The 16,606-nt window shown below is 39.7% G+C and carries 16 protein-coding genes and 1 pseudogene; 1 reads left to right on the top strand and 16 read right to left on the bottom strand.

Going from position 1 to position 16,606, the window contains the following annotated elements; translation table 11 throughout:
* Positions 1 to 76 precede the first annotated feature (76 nt).
* Both FUT79_RS02075 and FUT79_RS02080 read right to left on the bottom strand, forming a co-directional pair.
* A pseudogene (locus FUT79_RS02075) lies at positions 77 to 1,755 on the bottom strand (methyl-accepting chemotaxis protein); the annotation flags it as partial.
* 195 nt (positions 1,756 to 1,950) lie between these two features.
* Complete coding sequence (locus FUT79_RS02080) at positions 1,951 to 2,769, bottom strand: DNA adenine methylase (RefSeq protein WP_044634746.1); 819 nt, start codon at positions 2,767 to 2,769, stop codon at positions 1,951 to 1,953.
* Between the two features lie 108 nt (positions 2,770 to 2,877).
* On the opposite strand from FUT79_RS02080, the gene FUT79_RS02085 reads away from it, so the two are divergent.
* On the top strand, positions 2,878 to 3,432 hold the full coding sequence (locus FUT79_RS02085) for a hypothetical protein (protein ID WP_024751798.1): 555 nt from the start codon (positions 2,878 to 2,880) through the stop codon (positions 3,430 to 3,432).
* Positions 3,433 to 3,435: 3 nt separating this feature from the next.
* Here the strand turns inward: FUT79_RS02085 and FUT79_RS02090 are convergent, their stop codons facing one another.
* The 14 genes from FUT79_RS02090 to FUT79_RS02145 form a co-directional block, all read right to left on the bottom strand.
* Entirely contained in the window at positions 3,436 to 4,800 is a 1,365-nt protein-coding gene (locus FUT79_RS02090; protein WP_148889215.1) for a hypothetical protein, read from the bottom strand.
* Positions 4,801 to 4,828: 28 nt separating this feature from the next.
* Positions 4,829 to 7,198 carry a hypothetical protein gene (locus FUT79_RS02095; protein ID WP_244951116.1) on the bottom strand — a complete coding sequence of 790 codons (2,370 nt, stop codon included), beginning with the start codon at positions 7,196 to 7,198 and terminating at the stop codon, positions 4,829 to 4,831.
* Between the two features lie 24 nt (positions 7,199 to 7,222).
* Positions 7,223 to 7,801: a hypothetical protein gene (locus FUT79_RS02100; RefSeq protein WP_148889216.1), complete on the bottom strand. Its 579-nt coding sequence runs from the start codon at positions 7,799 to 7,801 to the stop codon at positions 7,223 to 7,225.
* Between the two features lie 28 nt (positions 7,802 to 7,829).
* On the bottom strand, positions 7,830 to 8,267 hold the full coding sequence (locus tag FUT79_RS02105) for a hypothetical protein (protein WP_148889217.1): 438 nt from the start codon (positions 8,265 to 8,267) through the stop codon (positions 7,830 to 7,832).
* A 25-nt stretch (positions 8,268 to 8,292) separates the two neighbouring features.
* A complete protein-coding gene (locus FUT79_RS02110) occupies positions 8,293 to 12,051 on the bottom strand; it encodes a phage tail tape measure protein (RefSeq protein WP_148889218.1) in 3,759 nt (1,252 codons plus the stop codon).
* 40 nt (positions 12,052 to 12,091) lie between these two features.
* On the bottom strand, positions 12,092 to 12,265 hold the full coding sequence (locus FUT79_RS14965; RefSeq protein ID WP_187426435.1) for a hypothetical protein: 174 nt from the start codon (positions 12,263 to 12,265) through the stop codon (positions 12,092 to 12,094).
* Positions 12,266 to 12,282: 17 nt separating this feature from the next.
* The gene (locus FUT79_RS02115; protein WP_024751792.1) at positions 12,283 to 12,669 is read right to left on the bottom strand and encodes a hypothetical protein; all 387 of its coding nucleotides are present in this window, start codon (positions 12,667 to 12,669) and stop codon (positions 12,283 to 12,285) included.
* Positions 12,670 to 12,749: 80 nt separating this feature from the next.
* The gene (locus FUT79_RS15440) at positions 12,750 to 12,980 is read right to left on the bottom strand and encodes a hypothetical protein (RefSeq protein ID WP_244951117.1); all 231 of its coding nucleotides are present in this window, start codon (positions 12,978 to 12,980) and stop codon (positions 12,750 to 12,752) included.
* A 170-nt stretch (positions 12,981 to 13,150) separates the two neighbouring features.
* Complete coding sequence (locus tag FUT79_RS15445) at positions 13,151 to 13,600, bottom strand: hypothetical protein (RefSeq protein WP_244951118.1); 450 nt, start codon at positions 13,598 to 13,600, stop codon at positions 13,151 to 13,153.
* A 26-nt stretch (positions 13,601 to 13,626) separates the two neighbouring features.
* Positions 13,627 to 14,076, bottom strand: coding sequence for a hypothetical protein (locus FUT79_RS02125; RefSeq protein ID WP_024752646.1), 450 nt, complete (start codon positions 14,074 to 14,076; stop codon positions 13,627 to 13,629).
* Positions 14,066 to 14,680, bottom strand: a complete 615-nt coding sequence (locus FUT79_RS02130) for a phage virion morphogenesis family protein (RefSeq protein ID WP_148878633.1) — start codon at positions 14,678 to 14,680, stop codon at positions 14,066 to 14,068. Before FUT79_RS02130 ends, FUT79_RS02125 begins: the two co-directional genes overlap by 11 nt.
* A complete protein-coding gene (locus FUT79_RS02135; protein WP_024752645.1) occupies positions 14,677 to 15,135 on the bottom strand; it encodes a hypothetical protein in 459 nt (152 codons plus the stop codon). The genes FUT79_RS02130 and FUT79_RS02135 overlap by 4 nt, the downstream gene beginning before the upstream one ends.
* A 61-nt stretch (positions 15,136 to 15,196) precedes the next feature.
* Positions 15,197 to 16,195: a major capsid protein gene (locus FUT79_RS02140; RefSeq protein WP_148889219.1), complete on the bottom strand. Its 999-nt coding sequence runs from the start codon at positions 16,193 to 16,195 to the stop codon at positions 15,197 to 15,199.
* Positions 16,196 to 16,245: 50 nt separating this feature from the next.
* Positions 16,246 to 16,593, bottom strand: a complete 348-nt coding sequence (locus FUT79_RS02145; protein ID WP_002695879.1) for a hypothetical protein — start codon at positions 16,591 to 16,593, stop codon at positions 16,246 to 16,248.
* Between the last annotated feature and the right edge of the window lie 13 nt (positions 16,594 to 16,606).

The following is a 16,606-nucleotide window of genomic DNA, read 5'->3' on the forward strand; positions in this document are numbered from 1 at the left end:
CAAAACTTCCTCGCCGGTTTTTATATGTACATTTCAAAGGTTTTAAAAAACTTGCAAACACACGGTTGTCAAGGTTTTAAACTTTGAACTTCTTAACCTCGGTTGCTAATTTTTCAATGCTCTCTTTGTTTTTTTGTGTGATTTCGTTTACTTCCTGTACCGCGTTATTTATTTGAATTGCGCCCGATGCCATCTCATCCATGCTGTCGGTAATTACCCGTGTAAGATTATTCAGTTTTTGCATTTCCAGCGCAATGCTTTCTCCGCCTTTAAGCATTTCAGTAGAGCCATCCTTTACTTCTGCTGTAATATTATTAATGCCTTCAATTGCTGGCAATACTTCTCCACTACCAATCTCTTGCTCCATCATTGCCTGCATTAAACGATTGCTGGTATTTTTTACTTCTCCGGATAATTTAAAAATAACATTAAACGTTTCTTTTACTTTTTCAGCAGAAGACGAAAGAATATCAATTTCTCCGGACAGTGTTTTTAATGTAGTAGCTATGGCTTTTCCTTGCCCTGAAGATTCTTCTGCCAATTTTCTGATTTCATCAGCGGCAACCGCAAAGCCTTTTCCGCTGTCTCCCGCATGAGCTGCTTCTATGGCGGCATTCATCGCCAATAGATTTGTCTGACTTGCTATGTGCTGAATAACGGCACTCGCTTCAAGCAATGCCCCTGATTCTTCTGCAATTTTTTGTGTTACATCGTTTGAAATGATAATAGTGTCTTGTCCTTCGGAAGTAGCAGTTGCAAGGTTGTTAATGGCACTATTTGTTTTTTCAAGAGTTTGAGTTATAGAACCGATGTTTGCGACCATTTGTTTTATTGCTGATGAAGATTCGGATACGCTTGCCGCTTGATTTTCAATGCTTGAATCAAGTTGCTTTATTGTACGAATAATTTCCTCGATAGTTGCAACAGTTTCCGTAACACTTGCAGCTTGTGTAAGTGCTTGCTGTTTTACTCCATCAATATTTGTGCTGATTTGGTATACCGCACTTGCGGTTTCTGTCATGTTACTTGAGAGCTCAGTACCAATATTCTGCATGCTATTTGTATTTTCAGCTACTTGTTTAACAGATTCGCCGATTTTTTTATTGTCTGATTAAAGTAATCGGCAAGATCGGTTACTTCATCATTTCCTGTAACAGGCAGATAAACTGTCAGATCTCCGTCACCTTGAGCAATATTTCGTAATGCGTTAACGGTAGCTGTTATGGGTTTTATGATTGTGTGTGCGGTGAAAAAAACACTGCCAAGGGCGATCAGCAATATGATGCTGCCTGTAACCGCTATGGTCGCCCTCAATGTTTTTATGGTTCCCATAAATTCATATACAGGTGCGGATATAATAACTGTCCAGCCGGTGTTTTGCATTTTTGCAAACGAAGCAATTTCCCATTCTCCCTCCCAATAAAAATAATCAGCAGAAGGTTCTGTTTCTTTCATAGCTTTCTTTTCAAAATCCGCTATTGTCTCAAATGAAGAATTTGTTTTTGCCTGCTCAATACTATTTTCTTGTTTTTTTACTACTTCGATTTCTCTGTCGGCAATTGTTGTACCGGTAAGCCCTATGATATAACAATACCCTGTTTCTCCTATCGTGACATCTTTAATATGTTCACTAAGCCAAACTCCGTTAACAGTTGCATTTACTACACCGATAATTTTTTTATCGGCGTTATCATATACAGGTACTGCAAATATAATCATAAGTGTATCGAGTGAGCGAGAAATAAGCGGTTCTGACTGTAACTTTACGCGCGGTTTGGCAAAATTTATTACGAGGTTTGGCAAAAAACGTGTGTTTTTGCGTGTTTTAGGCTGTTTTTTCGTGTTTTTTATGACAAATTTTGATGGTTTTTAATCATTTTTTAAACCATTTTTTTTAACATTTTACTAGCCTTTTTAACACTGTAAAACACCCTTTTTACAAGAAATATTTTAAAGTTTTTTTACTTCTCCGTCAACAATTCCGATTGGATAGTTTGCGGTTAGGACTTCTATTTTTGTCATTCTTTTAGCTTTCCCCTTTGCGCTTAAAGAAGAGGCCATTTTTAATTCAATGCAGTACCAATTATTTTTTTTGGTAAACTCCATAAGGGCTTTGTTTCGATAAGAACTAAGCAAGAATTTCCCCTGTATATTTTGCAGCATTCCTAAAAGGTTATCAAAATCTTGTTGAGTATAACCGTCATAATGTCCTTGATGTGTACCTACATAGGGCGGGTCAATATAGTGGAATGTATCGGCTGTATCGCGGGAAGCAATAACCTTTAAGGCATCGCAATTTTCAATTTGCAGCATTCTAATTCTATTTGATATTTTATCCGTAAACTCATCTATTTTATTTACAATATTCTTTGTTGTACTCTCATTCTTTTTTTCATACGCAAACCCCGTCCCGATACTATTCCCAAATGACATATTAGCTTGCACCCATACAGCCCATGCTCTTTTTACCGTATCAAACATGTCAGGGTTTTCGTAAATTATTTTGGCATGTCGGTGCATTTCACGGCTATGCAGCGTTTTCATAATTTCTTTTTGGAGTGCTGGGAAGTCTTCTTGTACAACTTGGTAAAAGTTGATGATTTCCGCATTTGTATCGTTGATGACTTCAGCTTGTGAGGGCTCTTTCGCGAACAGAACAGCAGCACCTCCGCAGAAGGGTTCGCAGTAGATTTTATGTTCAGGAATAAGTGATACTATTTTTTTTGCAAGCTGTTGTTTGCCGCCGTAATAACTAATAGGTGTTTTCATTTTTTACTTCCTTAAGCTTTTATTTTAGCCATTGTACTATTTTAATTTTTGACTTTTCGGAATATAGATAAGGTGGTATAATAAGAGCGGAGGAAGGTTTTATTTTTATTGTTTGCGATTGCAGCCTTGGTCGGGTGTAGAGATAACACGCAAGCCGGCAGCGGTGTAGATACCGGATCGACTAATTCCGGGGCGAATAATTCAGGCAAAACGCAACCAAGCGGAACGCAATCAGGCAAACTTGAAACCGTTGGTTTTGTATCAAAAAGATGGTTTGACGATAAAACAAAAAGACCTGAATTTACTATTAAGAATTATAAAGTAACCTTTAACGATGCCCCGGCATTTGATGAAATTACATGGATGACTTATATATACACTGAAACTGTTGGTTTTACCAATTGTGCAGGTGGGGATACTGTTTATCCGGATGACTATACGTGCTGGGATATATATTTATATCCGGCTAAGCCTGAAAACGATTTTGCCGAAACATGGCTTGCGAAAGATAGTCTTGATTTTAGTAAAAGAATAAAAATACCGGTTACCAAAGTTGAAGTGCTGGACAATCAATATTTTGACCCCGCAAGCGGGCATCCGTTTAAGCTAAAGGTAAGCATTAAAGGCTACCCTGATATGATTATTGCAGGCTCAAAAAAATAAATTTTAAAAATATTCTAGCACAATGTAAGCTGAACAATTAGTACTTATCGCACTAAACAGCAATTGAGCCTTAGTAGTATTAAGCGCAATCATATTTTTTGCCGCAGCATAGGCTAAAGGATAGGTTTCCTTTCCGATTGTTACAACCCCTTCTATGCTTGTTATGGTATCAATGTTGAGCGGTTTGAGATCAAGAGGTTTTCCCGATCCTTTTTTCAAAAAATAAATAGGTATTGAAACTCTTTTTACAACAACCTCATTCCAGTTTGTTTTATCGGTACGCCATATTTTGTTTGTTTCAGTTTCAAACCCGTCAAATTTATATATATCGCCTCCGGGAGCGGGCTTGTTTTCGAGTTCTTCTACACGGTTTGAAATTTCGCCGATGTCTGTTGTAAGATTTGCAATATTGCCATCAACTACATCTACACGGTTTGAAATTTCGCCGAGACCTGTTCTAAGATTCGCAACATTAACTTCAACTACATCAAGTGCTTTTTTATTTACGGCTTCGGCTTCAGTTTGGGCATCGGGAACTTCAATAGAGCTGTTTTTATTGCGGATAACATTATGATAGGGTTTAAGCTCTGCAGTACGCTCGTCAAGTTTTTGCTCCGCCGATTGTTTTTGTTCATCGGTTGCGCTTGACTCATCGATACCCGCAGGCAAAAAGTCTTGCAGTGTTAGGGTGGGGTTTTCCGCCTTAACTTTTTTTGTGAGCGTTTCAATATCGGAGATGAGTTCATTTTTTGCTTCGGTAATTTTGTTTTGTGTTCTTTCTTCACTTGTTTGTATTGCTTGGGTTTGGCTCTTTAAGTTTACCAGGTCTTCATTTTCTTTTGCATCCGCCGCCTTCAGTCTTCCGTCTTCGGTTCTGTATGCGATGGAGTTACCGGTAACCGTTTCGGTTGCGTTGTGTGCTTTGCCGTTTGTAATGTGTTCTTCAAAGTTGCGCACGAGTGTGTTAAATTCTTGTGTTTGTTTTTCATTTATTTCGCTTAGCGTGTTTACTCCGTCGGCAATGCAATTAATATCTTCGGCAGATAAAAGGTCTCCATAAGAATGATAGCGAATAAATACTTTTTCAAAACGTTGATTGAAGGTCAGCGCTTTGTAACAATCAATGTTTGACATTTCAGAAGCGATTGAATCGATTTCTGCAAAGTTATAATCGGTTTCAAGGACAAGCGGCTTTTGCATTGTATCATCTTCATAGACTTCCATGGTGTTTGAAAAATAAATTGAGTGTTCAACATAGTATACCTTATTCGGAATAATGTTTGTAATTTTTTCTTTTTGTACAAAGTTTTCTGAATTTTCCTTTGTAAGGTCTGCATTAAATAATTTCCTGATTCTAATTTTTTCCATTTTTATAATCTCCTTAGATTTTTTATTTTTACGCATACCCCGCTTCTCGTTTTGCAAGGACGGGGCGGTCTTTCAATGCAAAACTTTTTAAGGCTCTGCTGTCGCGAGTATGCTTTTTAGTTTGTTTAATTTTTATCTTTTGGGCTAATGCACCGTTATAGGTGTATTCCATTTCATCAATTATTCCTTGCATAAATCCATAGCCGCGTAAACTTTTAAAGGCGATTAAATCGTAGAGCATCAGGCGCGGGTCGCTCCATGCTTGTACACTAAAATCTTTTGCAAAGTGTCGGTAATAATAACTCATTGATTGTAACACATCGCGTGCAATGTCATCGGAAGCGAGCGCGCCCACTTCAATATTTTTTACGATTTCGCCATTGACTTGTATGTCATCTTCGTTTCTTGCGGTGATTGTTTTTTTAAATTGTGAAGGAGTAAGACGGCTGCCGTATATTTTAACGGTGAGCGTTTGAGGGTTCTCTTTAAAATAATTCCACGCCTTAACTTCAATTCCTTCGTTAGTAATTCGATATAAGAATTCAAATTGAGTTTGTTTAAAAATGTTTTCAATTTTAATGAGGTCAAAACTTGCCGCATCTTTTAAATCGATTTTAAATACTTCCGGCTTATTGTGTGCATTGCGCGACTCGACTGCTTCGGCATCGGCGCTATTTAATGACGGGTCTTTTTCAGGGATGATATACGTGCGCGGCATTTTCGGTACAATGAAGTTTTCCGTTTTTAAAATAGTATTATACGGCTTTTCTCGTATCATTTGAATAATAGTGAACTGCTCTCCTTCATCTCGATCGATAAAGTTCCAAACCTTCACAATTGCCCGTATCGGTTTTTCCTGTGCGCCATACTCGTAAATGGTTTCATATTCAAGGGCTTTCGGAATAAGCGGGTCAGAGAATTCAAGGGCTTCAAAATTATCAGGAAGTAAAATGGTAAAGGTTGCACTCGGCTCTGCTCCTGCGCCGAGTTCGCGCTCATGAAGGGGAATGCGTATTTTATCTTGCGGAAATTCCCGCTTTGGGATTCGCTCATTGTAGATGTATGATTGCTTTTTCCCAGCATGATATTCACCGTCATATTCATACGTTGCGTATGAAAGATTAATGATATTTGGCGAAAGTGTTTTAGTTTGTCCACCGCCTTGTGATTTGTATTCGTGCAATAAAAAATAGCGCAATGGGTAGCGAATTGCTCCGTGACGAGAGAGCATCGGTGTTGCGATGAGGGCGGAGCCTGTTTCATCGCAGGCGCAAAAGGCGTTGGTTAATACGCACAGTTTATTTAGCAGTGATCCGATGTTTCCGTTTAAAGGGATGCGATTTAGCGCAACCCGTTTTAATTGCTCGTCAACTTTGATAGCAGATAAGTTTATTGCGTTTGCGATTTTTGCAAAGCACTCATAGGCGTTTGTTTTGTCTCCTATTCCTAAATTAAGATAATCATTTTTACGCACTCCGATATAGTCTTGTGCTTTTACAGTTACACTTATTTTCTGCTCGTTCGTGTCAATGTCGGTTACAAAGAAGTTTCCGAAGTTCAATATAAACGGCTTTTGATTTTTTCGTGTATTGAGAATGAGTGCGACGGAGACAATCGCATTTGCATTAAAAAAACCTGCAATGGGGCTTTCACTATTTTTATCATCATACATGCGAGTTATATTATTCAATTCGATTTCAAGTGAATTAATATAGAGCCTGCCAATAGAGCCTTCTTTGTTTTCTGTTTTCTTTTTTTGCTGTTTAATTTTTACTACGTCTTTTTCAGTAACAAAGAATTCAAATCCGGGATAAAAGGAGACAATCCATATTCTTTTATTCGCTGTGTGTTTCGTAACATGCAATTCAAGGATACCGACATTCTCTGCTTTTAGTGGAAAGACAATTTCATTGCGTGTATTGTTTGTAATTGTATACCGGGTGATTTCCGTATCGTTTTTTGTTTTTGCAATTACGGTTGCCTCTTTAATTATTCGGTCAGGATTAGTACGGATAGTAATTTTTTTTGTGTCTGTGTTCGGCAGATACAGTTTGATACAATCTGTTACCGATCCGGAGTGGTCAGCTTTCTTTCCGATGTAGCCGATGTGTGAATATGGCTGGCGCTTTACTTGGTGGATTCTATTGTCGCGGTGAATATTGTACGGTTCAGGGAACACGCGATAATTTATTTCCTCGTCAATAAAAAGTCTCTGTTCGATATGGTATAAATACGGGTAGACTATTTGGTCAGGTACCGATCCCGTTTGTGTATTCGGGGCGAAAATCTTAATGCTTTCCGGCACTTTGCAGGAGAGAAATGAGAAGATAATGCGAGCGGTGTAACTGCGATTATTGCCGCGTATTTTTTGTTCGGTTGAAAGGGGTGTTTTTATCATCGCTCTGTTAAAAAAACTTTTTAATTACTGTCCTACAAACAAATACATTTCAACGGTGATATTTTTCGGTCGAGTTTCTTCAGTTTGCCTTCCGGAAGCAGAGCCGGTTGAACTGCTTTTGTTTTCCTGCTGCCACTGATATTGTGCATCAACTCCTTTTGTACTTCCAACTCCATTACTGCCTTCATACGTGTAACTATGGGTATGCCGTTGCATTGCATCTATTTGTCCGCCGCCGCTGCCTCTTACCCCTGAATCATAGCTTACCGACCCGGAGCCACTAAAGGCACTTGCATTGCCGCCTGCAAGACGTAAGAAGGTGCCCGGATATTTTTCGTGTAAGTTTTTCCATTCAACCGGTGCAGTATCCGTAAATTGCTCCCAGGGGAGGGGCATGCCGGGGAAGCGAGTATATAAAAATCCTATAGGCGGAATGGAAGGCGGAGTGCTTGCGGCAGCTTGCAAGGCTTCATAAATCGCTTTTATGGACGCTACTACACAATTCCAGTTTTTGTTTGTTAACGCATCATCAGGATTCAGTGTAGAAGGTAAGTTCTTTTGCACCTCCAAAAGTTGTTCATCAAGTTTTGATTTTAATCCCATTTTTTTGCTCCTTAATTAAGTATTTTTTTTAATTTATTTTTAAATTCACACCTGTATAAATAAACATATTATTTTTTCGGAATGAATAATTTATTTTTATCGTGCCGACCACTTCTATTTTAATTGCATGAAAGTGTTCCCGGTTAAATCTTGCAGCGGTTGCCGGCATGTGTTGTTTTTTGATAAATAGCGATTTTTCTTTTTCAAAGTCGGTTTGTTCAATACATCTAATAATCATTTGAATGGTGTTTAATCCCTCATCAAACAGTGTTGCAAACCTAATCGAAGCTGATTCATATTTTCTGATTATGTCTTTTCGTTTTATGCCGTTTGCAGTTGTAAGCTGCGAGGCGATTTCTTTTTGCTCAATTGTAATTTTTCCGCCGAGTGGTAGGGGGAAAAATTCTCCGTCAATTACAATGACATCTTGCGGATAGTGTTTGGTAATATATTCTTGTTCGGTCATGTTCTTTTTTTTAACTCCTTAATGTTTAAACACGCCAGTTTTTATTTCCTTCTTCGACAATGTTGTATACTTCACGGTCGTGATTTCTTAGTGCGTTTAAAATACTTTCTTCTAAATCATCTCCTTGATTGTGCACAACTTCGACATTGTATGTTGCAGAATAATTCGTACTTGCGCTGTTATCGGTATTATAAATTCCTGCGGCTTTAAACATTGTTTCAAGATTCGGCAAGTTAAGTGGCAGTATCACTTCAGGGATTCCCGCTTCAGCGACAAGCCCCGGGGCGCCGTTCGGTAAGGTGATGCCGGTACCCGCTGCACTCGGCATAACAATACCGCCTTGTGCGAATTTAATCGGGCGAGGTGCAGGCGGTAAGGCTTGCTGGATGTAGTCGGGCGGTAAGGGTTGCCCCGCAATAACGCCTATTTGTACGCCTGCCATTACAGCGGCAGCAGTATGTGCAGCTCCTGCTGCAAACCCTTGCGGATTTCCGGCAACACCAAGTGCAAACTGCGCAACCGCTTCCGCCGTTTCTATTGCTGCTTTAATACTCATGCTAATAACACCTTGTGCCTTTTGCCATTTTGCAGCTTCCTGTGCAGCCTTTGCGGCGGCATCTCCTGCAGCGTTTTCTGTTGTAATTCGTGTAACCGCGTATTCATGTTCGGCTTGAGCTTTTGCGTTTAATAAGGCAACCTCTTGCATGCGCGCTTCTTTGTCGCGTTTTATTTTTTCATCTTCCGCTTTTTTATGTGCTGCGTCTTCCGCTTTTTTCTTTCGAGCCGCTTCAAGCTGCTGTTCCGTGTTGCGGAGTTTTATCAAATTGGTTTCAACTTCAAAACTTCCTGAAAGCTCCTGTATACTTCGATTGTATTCTGATTGTCGTCTCTCAAACTCTTCTTGCCTCCGCTGCTCTTCGCGCTCGGCATCTTCAATTTGTTTTTGCTCTCTTTTTTCTGAAAGCTCATTGTCGATTTCTAAAAGCGTTTCGTTTTTTTCACGCTCAATTTCAGCAAGGCGAATAGCAGTCTCTTGTCTTCGCTTCTCTTCTTTATTATTTATAAATCCTTGCGCTGCATCTGCAATTTGCGAAAATGTCGAACTTATAATTCCGCCGATTTCAGAAAACTTATCGGCAATTTTGCGGGTAGCTTCGGCAAATGCATCGCTCGCTTTCTTTGCCGCTTCTTCGGCAAGCGTCCCCATGTTGTCCGCCTGCTTTTTTATTGCCGCTGCCTTTTCCTGATCTTCTTTGTTTGAACTTTTTTGCAACGAAATATACTGATCTAAAAGTTCATTACGTTTTTGGCTGTATAGGTTTGCTCGTTCCTCCCACTCGGCGCGGTTTAATTGTTTTTCTGTTGCACCTGTAATTTCTCCGGTTTCTACTTTTAATTGTACTTTAAGCTCAACGTCCGTTTTTGCTTCTTCAGTAAACTTTTTTATTTTCTCAAGTTCTTTTTGATGCCGCTCATCGGAGAGCCTGTCAAGTTCCTCATTTGTTTTTTTTGTTTCTTCTAAAATTGTTTCATGTGCAGCGCCTACCGCTTTTGCAAGCGATTGTTCAACAGTTAAATTTTTCTCCGCATTCTCTTTTAAATTTTTTGTAACATTTTCTTTATGAAAACTTTCTAAAAGTTCAAGCCGTTTTTTATAAAAGGATTCCTCATTTTTTAAAAGTAACTCTTCTTGCTCTTTTTTATCTTCAATAGATTTTTTTATAAGCGCAACTTCAGCTTCGTATTCTTTTTCTAAATCAGCAAGCCGTTCCGCTTGTGTTTTTTCATTTTTTTCTTTTCCTTTGCCTGTTTCATTAATTGGTGCCACTGCTTTTTCAGGCTCAAGTTCCGGCACAAATGATTCTTTTGAATAATCGCGTAATGCTGCAATACCGCGCTCCGTCTCTGTGATGTCTATTTTAAGTTTCGCAATTTCTTCGCGTGTCTTTCGTAAACCGTCTTTTGCATTTGTTACCGTTTTTAACGAGTCAGGCAATAATGTAAATTTTTCGAGAGTCTCCTCAATAGCCCATGCAGTGCTCTCTCCGTATTCTTTTACACGCTCAGTAAGTTCCTGCTCAGCCGCTTCCAATTGATTAAGTACTTTTTTATTGTGCTCTAAATCTGCCTGCTTTCTTTCGGCTAATTTATGCGCAGCTTCAATTGAAGCCTCAACATCAATCCTTGCCTTCCCTGTTGACTGACTTATCATAATCAACGATTGTCCGGTAATTGCGTTTATTTCTTTTGCGATTTCTTTCATGCGCAAAGCGTCTTGCTTATTTAGTTTTTCTTTTTGATTTAATGTTTCGTACGCTTTTGCCAGTTCATTTATTCGTTGAGCTTGTACCATTGTCGCAGTATTTGCTTCAATTGTTGCAAGTCTTTGCTTAAACTGTTTTTCAGCAGCTCTATCCATCCATGCCAACAGCTCTTTAATTGCAACAACAGCTGCTGCGGCTCCGGCAATTGCAAGCATAAACGGGTTGCTCGCACCGATAACTTTAAATGCGGCGTCCATTGCTCTTAAACCTCGCTGCACGGCAATGATTCCTTTTACCAATCCAAATGCCCCGGCGGTTACCGCTGTGAATGTGATAAGAACTTTTCCTGTTGAAATAATAAGACGCAGTTGTTCTTCATTTAAATTTTTAAGCCACTCGGCAAGTTTAAAGACGGGAGATAAAAGGGCTTGTAAACTCGGAATTAATTCTTGGCCAAGTTTAATTGCGAAGCTTTGTGCGTTAAGTTTTGCTTGTTCAAGCTGGAAACCGAACGCATTTGGTCCCGCTACGGTTGCATCGTTAAATGCCTGCTCGGTAGCCCCCGCCGATTCGTTCATTGCTTCTAAGTCGCTTGCGAATTTTGCAGCTCCTTCTCCCGCCGCATACAAGGCGAGTTTCCCCGCTTCAGCAGAACCGAAAAGATTACTAATAGGTTCCCCTGTTTTATCGGCTACCGATTTTAATGCTTGCAGTGCTCCGGAAAGTCCTCCAAATTTTGCAATGAGTTCTTCACCGGTTGCAACTCCTAATTCTTTAAAACTTTTTGCAAGCCTCTCTTGCGGTTTTTGCAATTCAGTATATACAGCCGAAAGCTTTGTTGAAACTTCCGCAGCTCCGCCGATTACACCGGTTCCGGAAGAGAATATGGCAAAAAGTTCTTCTTGAGAGACACCGAGAACATTACTCATCGATGTTACCCGCTGCATGGAAACAGCAAGATCGCTCATTGATGTTTGTCCGAGCTTTAATGTTGTGAAGGCTAAATCTGAAACCCTTTTTTGAGCTTCAAAAGAAGTGTTCCCGTATGCTTTTGTTACGGCAGATAAAAGCTTAATAGATTCTTTTGTAGTTGCCCCTCCCGCCGTTGCTCCCTTTGCGGCAAGTTCAAGATTCTTTGCGCTATCGGCTGAATCTCCGAATGCGGAGATTATTTCGTATAAGCCTTCGGTTAAATCTTTGGTTGTTTTGCCGACAGCAGGAGAAAGATTTAGGACGTTTTCTTCAAGTTCTGCAATGCGCTCTGTAGCTCCCGGAATAAGTGTTTGCACCTTCCCAAAGCCTTCGTTAAATTCAACCGCCATTTTTGCAGTTGCAATGCCGACAGCGGCAATCGCTGTTGTTGCAATTGCCGCTTGCTTTGCAATACTGCCATAAAGGTCGCTTGCGTCTTTTGTTTTTTGATTGAAATCATCGAGGGCCTTTTTTGATTCATCAATTGCGGCTTTAAATTTTTCATTGTCCCCAGTGATTTTAAAAATGAGCTCTCGCACTGTTGCCATTTTTTTTACATCCTAAACTTTTTTTTTAAAATATTTAAATCTATCGATACAAATCTTCGATATTATCAACTTCCGATTGTGTTAATAACTTTTTTTCTTTTTTAATCGGAATACCTTTTTTCATCAATTCAAAATTAAATCCTGCGCGCACCTTGTTAACCAAAGTTTCAAGGCTCCATTCAGTTAATATTTCGCGCTCTGTTATGTTATACATTAAAAGCGCATGGTTAATTATTTCTCCCCAGTCGTTTTTTTTTCAATATCGTCATCTGAAGACTCTTCTCCATCGCTTGGAATTGCAGAAGTGAAATTGGTAAGAATTGCGTATATTATATTTTGATACATTGCATCGATTTGCTGCGCAGTTGCATTTTTTAGTAAATAATCTTCGGTAAACTCAGGATGAAAAAATGAACAAAAAAGAGAAACCGAGCGCACCGTATCATGGAATAATTTTTCAGGCGGGTCATCTTCTTTTTGCGTTTCTACGTTTTGATTATGATTATCAAGTAAGGGAATTGCAAGCCCTGAAGGAATATAGCCTATTTCAAATTCTTTTTCTAAAAATTTTATCTTTACGCTTTCAGCTTTTAATAAATCAAGATTTACCATTTTCATTTTTTTTACCTTTTGTTCCTTAACTTTTTTTTAAAATCTTTGCCGGTTGCGCACTTGCATCCGGCAAAAAAAACATTTTATTACACGTCTTGATCTTCTCGATACAAACTTCCGGGTTCAAGTTCTTCATCGCCGATTAAATCGGGATGCGGAGAAAATTCAAAACTCATCGGAACTTCTGCGACATTGTCCGAATCGTTTTTTGATTTTAATTGAATTGAATCTTCTCCATCATAAAAGCCATACGGGAATTCAAACGTGCGATTGATAATTCGTCCGTCATCGGCTTTACGACTGTTTGTTAAGCGCATTGATATCGGCTGTACAACTCCGCCTGAACCTTTTGTTAACCGATAGCTTTTAATCGGTATTGTTTTGTATTCGATTGTTATAGGCTTTGTTATATCGCAAGTACCTGTCGGTAAAAACTTATAACCCCATGCTCCAGATTTACTTTGAGATATTTCATAATCGGATTGGGTTAAATTTTTACCGCCCTGCTTGATAGTAATATCCTTCGCTTACTATTATCAAAACTTGCATGGCTGAATTCATAAAACTTATCGAGGGCGAATGTGTTTGCTTGAAGCTTTTCGCTTTTTTCCTGCTCTTTCCCTCCCTGTGTGCTTACGGTTACAAGTCCGTGCATGATTGTTCCTAAAAGCGGAATATGCCTTTCAAGTAGCGCAAACTCAACCTTGCCCTTAACATCCGTTTGTCCTTTAATTGGCACCGTGCCGTTGTCAGCCTTGATGTCAATTTTGCTTGAGGAAAAAGAAATTTTAATTCCGCGCGCAAGCCCTAAATCTTCCAAGTCCTGCAAATCCCATGTTTTAGTAGTGCGGTCAAGTAAAATATCTTTTTTTGAAATTTCAATTTTCGCACTTGCAAGAACGATACTATTCGGGTATCGTGATTTTGTTACATCCATTTTTTTTAACTCCTTAAAAACGATTTTTACATTACTTCATCGAGATTGAATTCAAGTTCGATGAGCCAACTTTCATTGTATGAATAAGATCGCTCCTCCGATTCTAAATCTGAAAAGAGGTCGTCATCATCCCGTAATGGTCGGTGATACGCTAAGCCGTATATTCCTTTTTGTTCATTCGTTTTATTTTGAATGGTGAAACCTTGCGTATCATCAAAAAATTGTGCTAATGCTAGAGAGCGGGATAAGCAGTCATTTATTGCCGGCTCACTTGCGGGGATTTCCGCGAAGACGGTGCCGCGCATTCTAAAACGTGCCCTTCCGTTTCCAATTAATGCCGGGTGCGGCAACAGTGTAAGCTCAACATGGAAACGCTCCGACTTCACTTCGCTCGGCGCAATGATTACCGGCGTTTTTGTTTGTTCCGATAAAAGCCCTGCATAGGATTTTATGATTTTTAAAAAATTACACGGCACAATAGTCCTCCGCTCTTTTTTCCATTGCTTTAATTACTGAATCCGGTAAAAACATAAACGGGCGCGCAGGGATTGTTATTTGTTTTTTTAAAATAAAAATTACTTTCGGCTCTTCGTCTTTTTCTTTTGCCAAAATAACATTTGCCCTTGTGCTTGTTCCTTTTCTATATGGTCGATAAACAGAAACACCTTTATTTTTTAACCCTTCAATAACTTTGCGCGGCGAAAATCCGTAACGCCTAAATAACGTTCTTGTATAAGGACTTGCAGGGATACAAAGGTACTGCGCATTTTTAGGTCGTACAACTGTTTCTTTTTCCCCATTTTCCGGATTATGAGTTCTTGCGTACGGAACCTTTGTTCCGATTACCGCTTCGCTTTCAGAGTGCTGCGCGGTAAGACTTGCGCGCAACTTTCCATAATCGCGAAGCGTATTATCTCCCTGCTTTACCGATTTTGTAAGCGGCGCATTTTCAGGCTTTACATTGCTTTCAATATTTTTTTGAATTGCACTTAAACCCATAAGCGAAAACTCTTTCATAAGAGGAGCTAGAGAATCTGCAGGTTTTAAATTATCATATTGAAGCGTAACTTGTATCTTCATTTTTTTACCTTCTCACTTTTAGGATTTGTCAATGCAATTTCAGGCAACACCGCTTCCCGCTCTTTTTCAATGGAGCGGTACCGGTCGCTTATTAAACGCTCTGCGCGCTCCATGTACTCCTTTGCTTTTATGCGGTCGCCGTTATACGTGTAAAGCTCGTATACGGTTAAAATTTTTAACACTTCCTTTTGTGTTCTGCTAAAAGGATTTATTTTTTCGCCGACTAAATGAAGGAGCGTTTCCGCTAATTCTTCAGCACGATTGATACAATCTTGCGTTACCTCATCTGCTGCACGATCTTCATCCCAACTCAATTCGCTATACAGTTTTGGCGATATAAAATTTTTAATATCAAAAACGGAGATGATAGATTGAGTGCGCGAAGTTCCCGCCTGTTTCCCCGACGGAGGAATGTTGGCCGGATTGGCGGGTAAATTAAACATCTTGTTACTCATTTTCCATCATCTCCTTAACATAAACTTTTTTACATCGACATTTTTACATAAATAGAGGGTTCTATTTTAAATACTTCTTAATTGTTGATTTTGAAACTGCAAATGCCGGCAATGGTTTTGAAGAGGATAAAACCTTAATCCCTGAAGGATCGGTTATCTCTTCATAGCTTGCGAAAAACGGCAAGGGTTGCAGCTTTGCATCAAGCTCATCGAGGGCAGCATAAAACAACTTACCGGTGTTTTTTAGATCAATAGTCTGAATTGATTTTGCATCCACTATAGGCGTTGTTGCCGTTTGTCCCGGAAGTGCGTAGGTGCCGCTCATTGGCATAAGTTTATATTTACCGAATAAGGTGCAGCCTGTTTCTGTCCATTGAACCGGAACGTTACTTGTTACCTTTGCGATAATGTCAATGATTTTTGAATACACATCTGAGCCAACTAAGAATACTACATCAGCAGATGCGCCCGTTTTTTGCTGCTCAACAAATTGCGATTCAAGTTCTTTTTGCACATCAGCCAATGTTGCCGTAGCGGTAAGAGCGGCAGCACTTAATTCTTTAAGCTTGCCGATTTCGACCTGATATATATCATCGGCTCCGCCTTCGATACTTGCAGGATACGCTATCCTTCCGCTCAACGATTGGCATACAAGAATTTCAGTTGATACCGCCGTGCGGTCGCGTAAGTTCTCGATTACCTCGGTAAGTTTTGCGTTAATGTTCTCAACATCGCCCATTGCAATAAGGTTATTTAATTCAGCCCCGGATATAAATCTGTTCATGCTCAAAGGCTGCACTTCAATCATGCTGAGCGATTTTTTATCGCCGCCTACCGCATAGGACTTTGTTCCGCGTAAGACAACCGGAACGGCACCGGTTACATTTTGAATGTCAGCAACCGCAATATACGGACTTGTTTTTTGCTTTCGGCTTGCAGCCGGAAAGAGTAGATCGGTCATCGGCGTTTGCGGCTTTGGTAGACCGCTTACCACATCGGTAAAATTCTTTAAATTAAAAAACGCATTGAGCGATCCCGCTAATTGTGTTCGTATTGGCATTTTTTTTAATCTCCTTAAAAATACTTTTTTAAAAACGTATAAAACGTTTTTTAATTGATTGCATAAAGCCCGTTTTTACGGAGCTTCTCAACCAAGGTTTCAGTACAAGCCGCACCGTCCGCCCCGAATGTTACCGCTTCCTTTTTTACCGCACCGAAGACAACGACCGCTGCGGTGCTGTCTTTGCTGTCGCCCTCAACCTCAGAAAGCAAAAGAGCGATTGCATCTTCGGTATCGGCTGCAAGATGTTCAAGCTTGCCGTCAACCAGTTTTAAAGCCGTGCCGGCTTTTAAACCCTTTAGCCCATCTTTCAGCGAGTACGAAACGATAATATGATTGTTGCCTGAAAGAATGCTTGATTGTTCAATTGCAACTTTTCCGATATTTGCATTAATCATTTTTTTTATCTCC

It is taken from the genome of Treponema phagedenis (assembly GCF_008153345.1).
Lineage (GTDB): Bacteria > Spirochaetota > Spirochaetia > Treponematales > Treponemataceae > Treponema > Treponema phagedenis.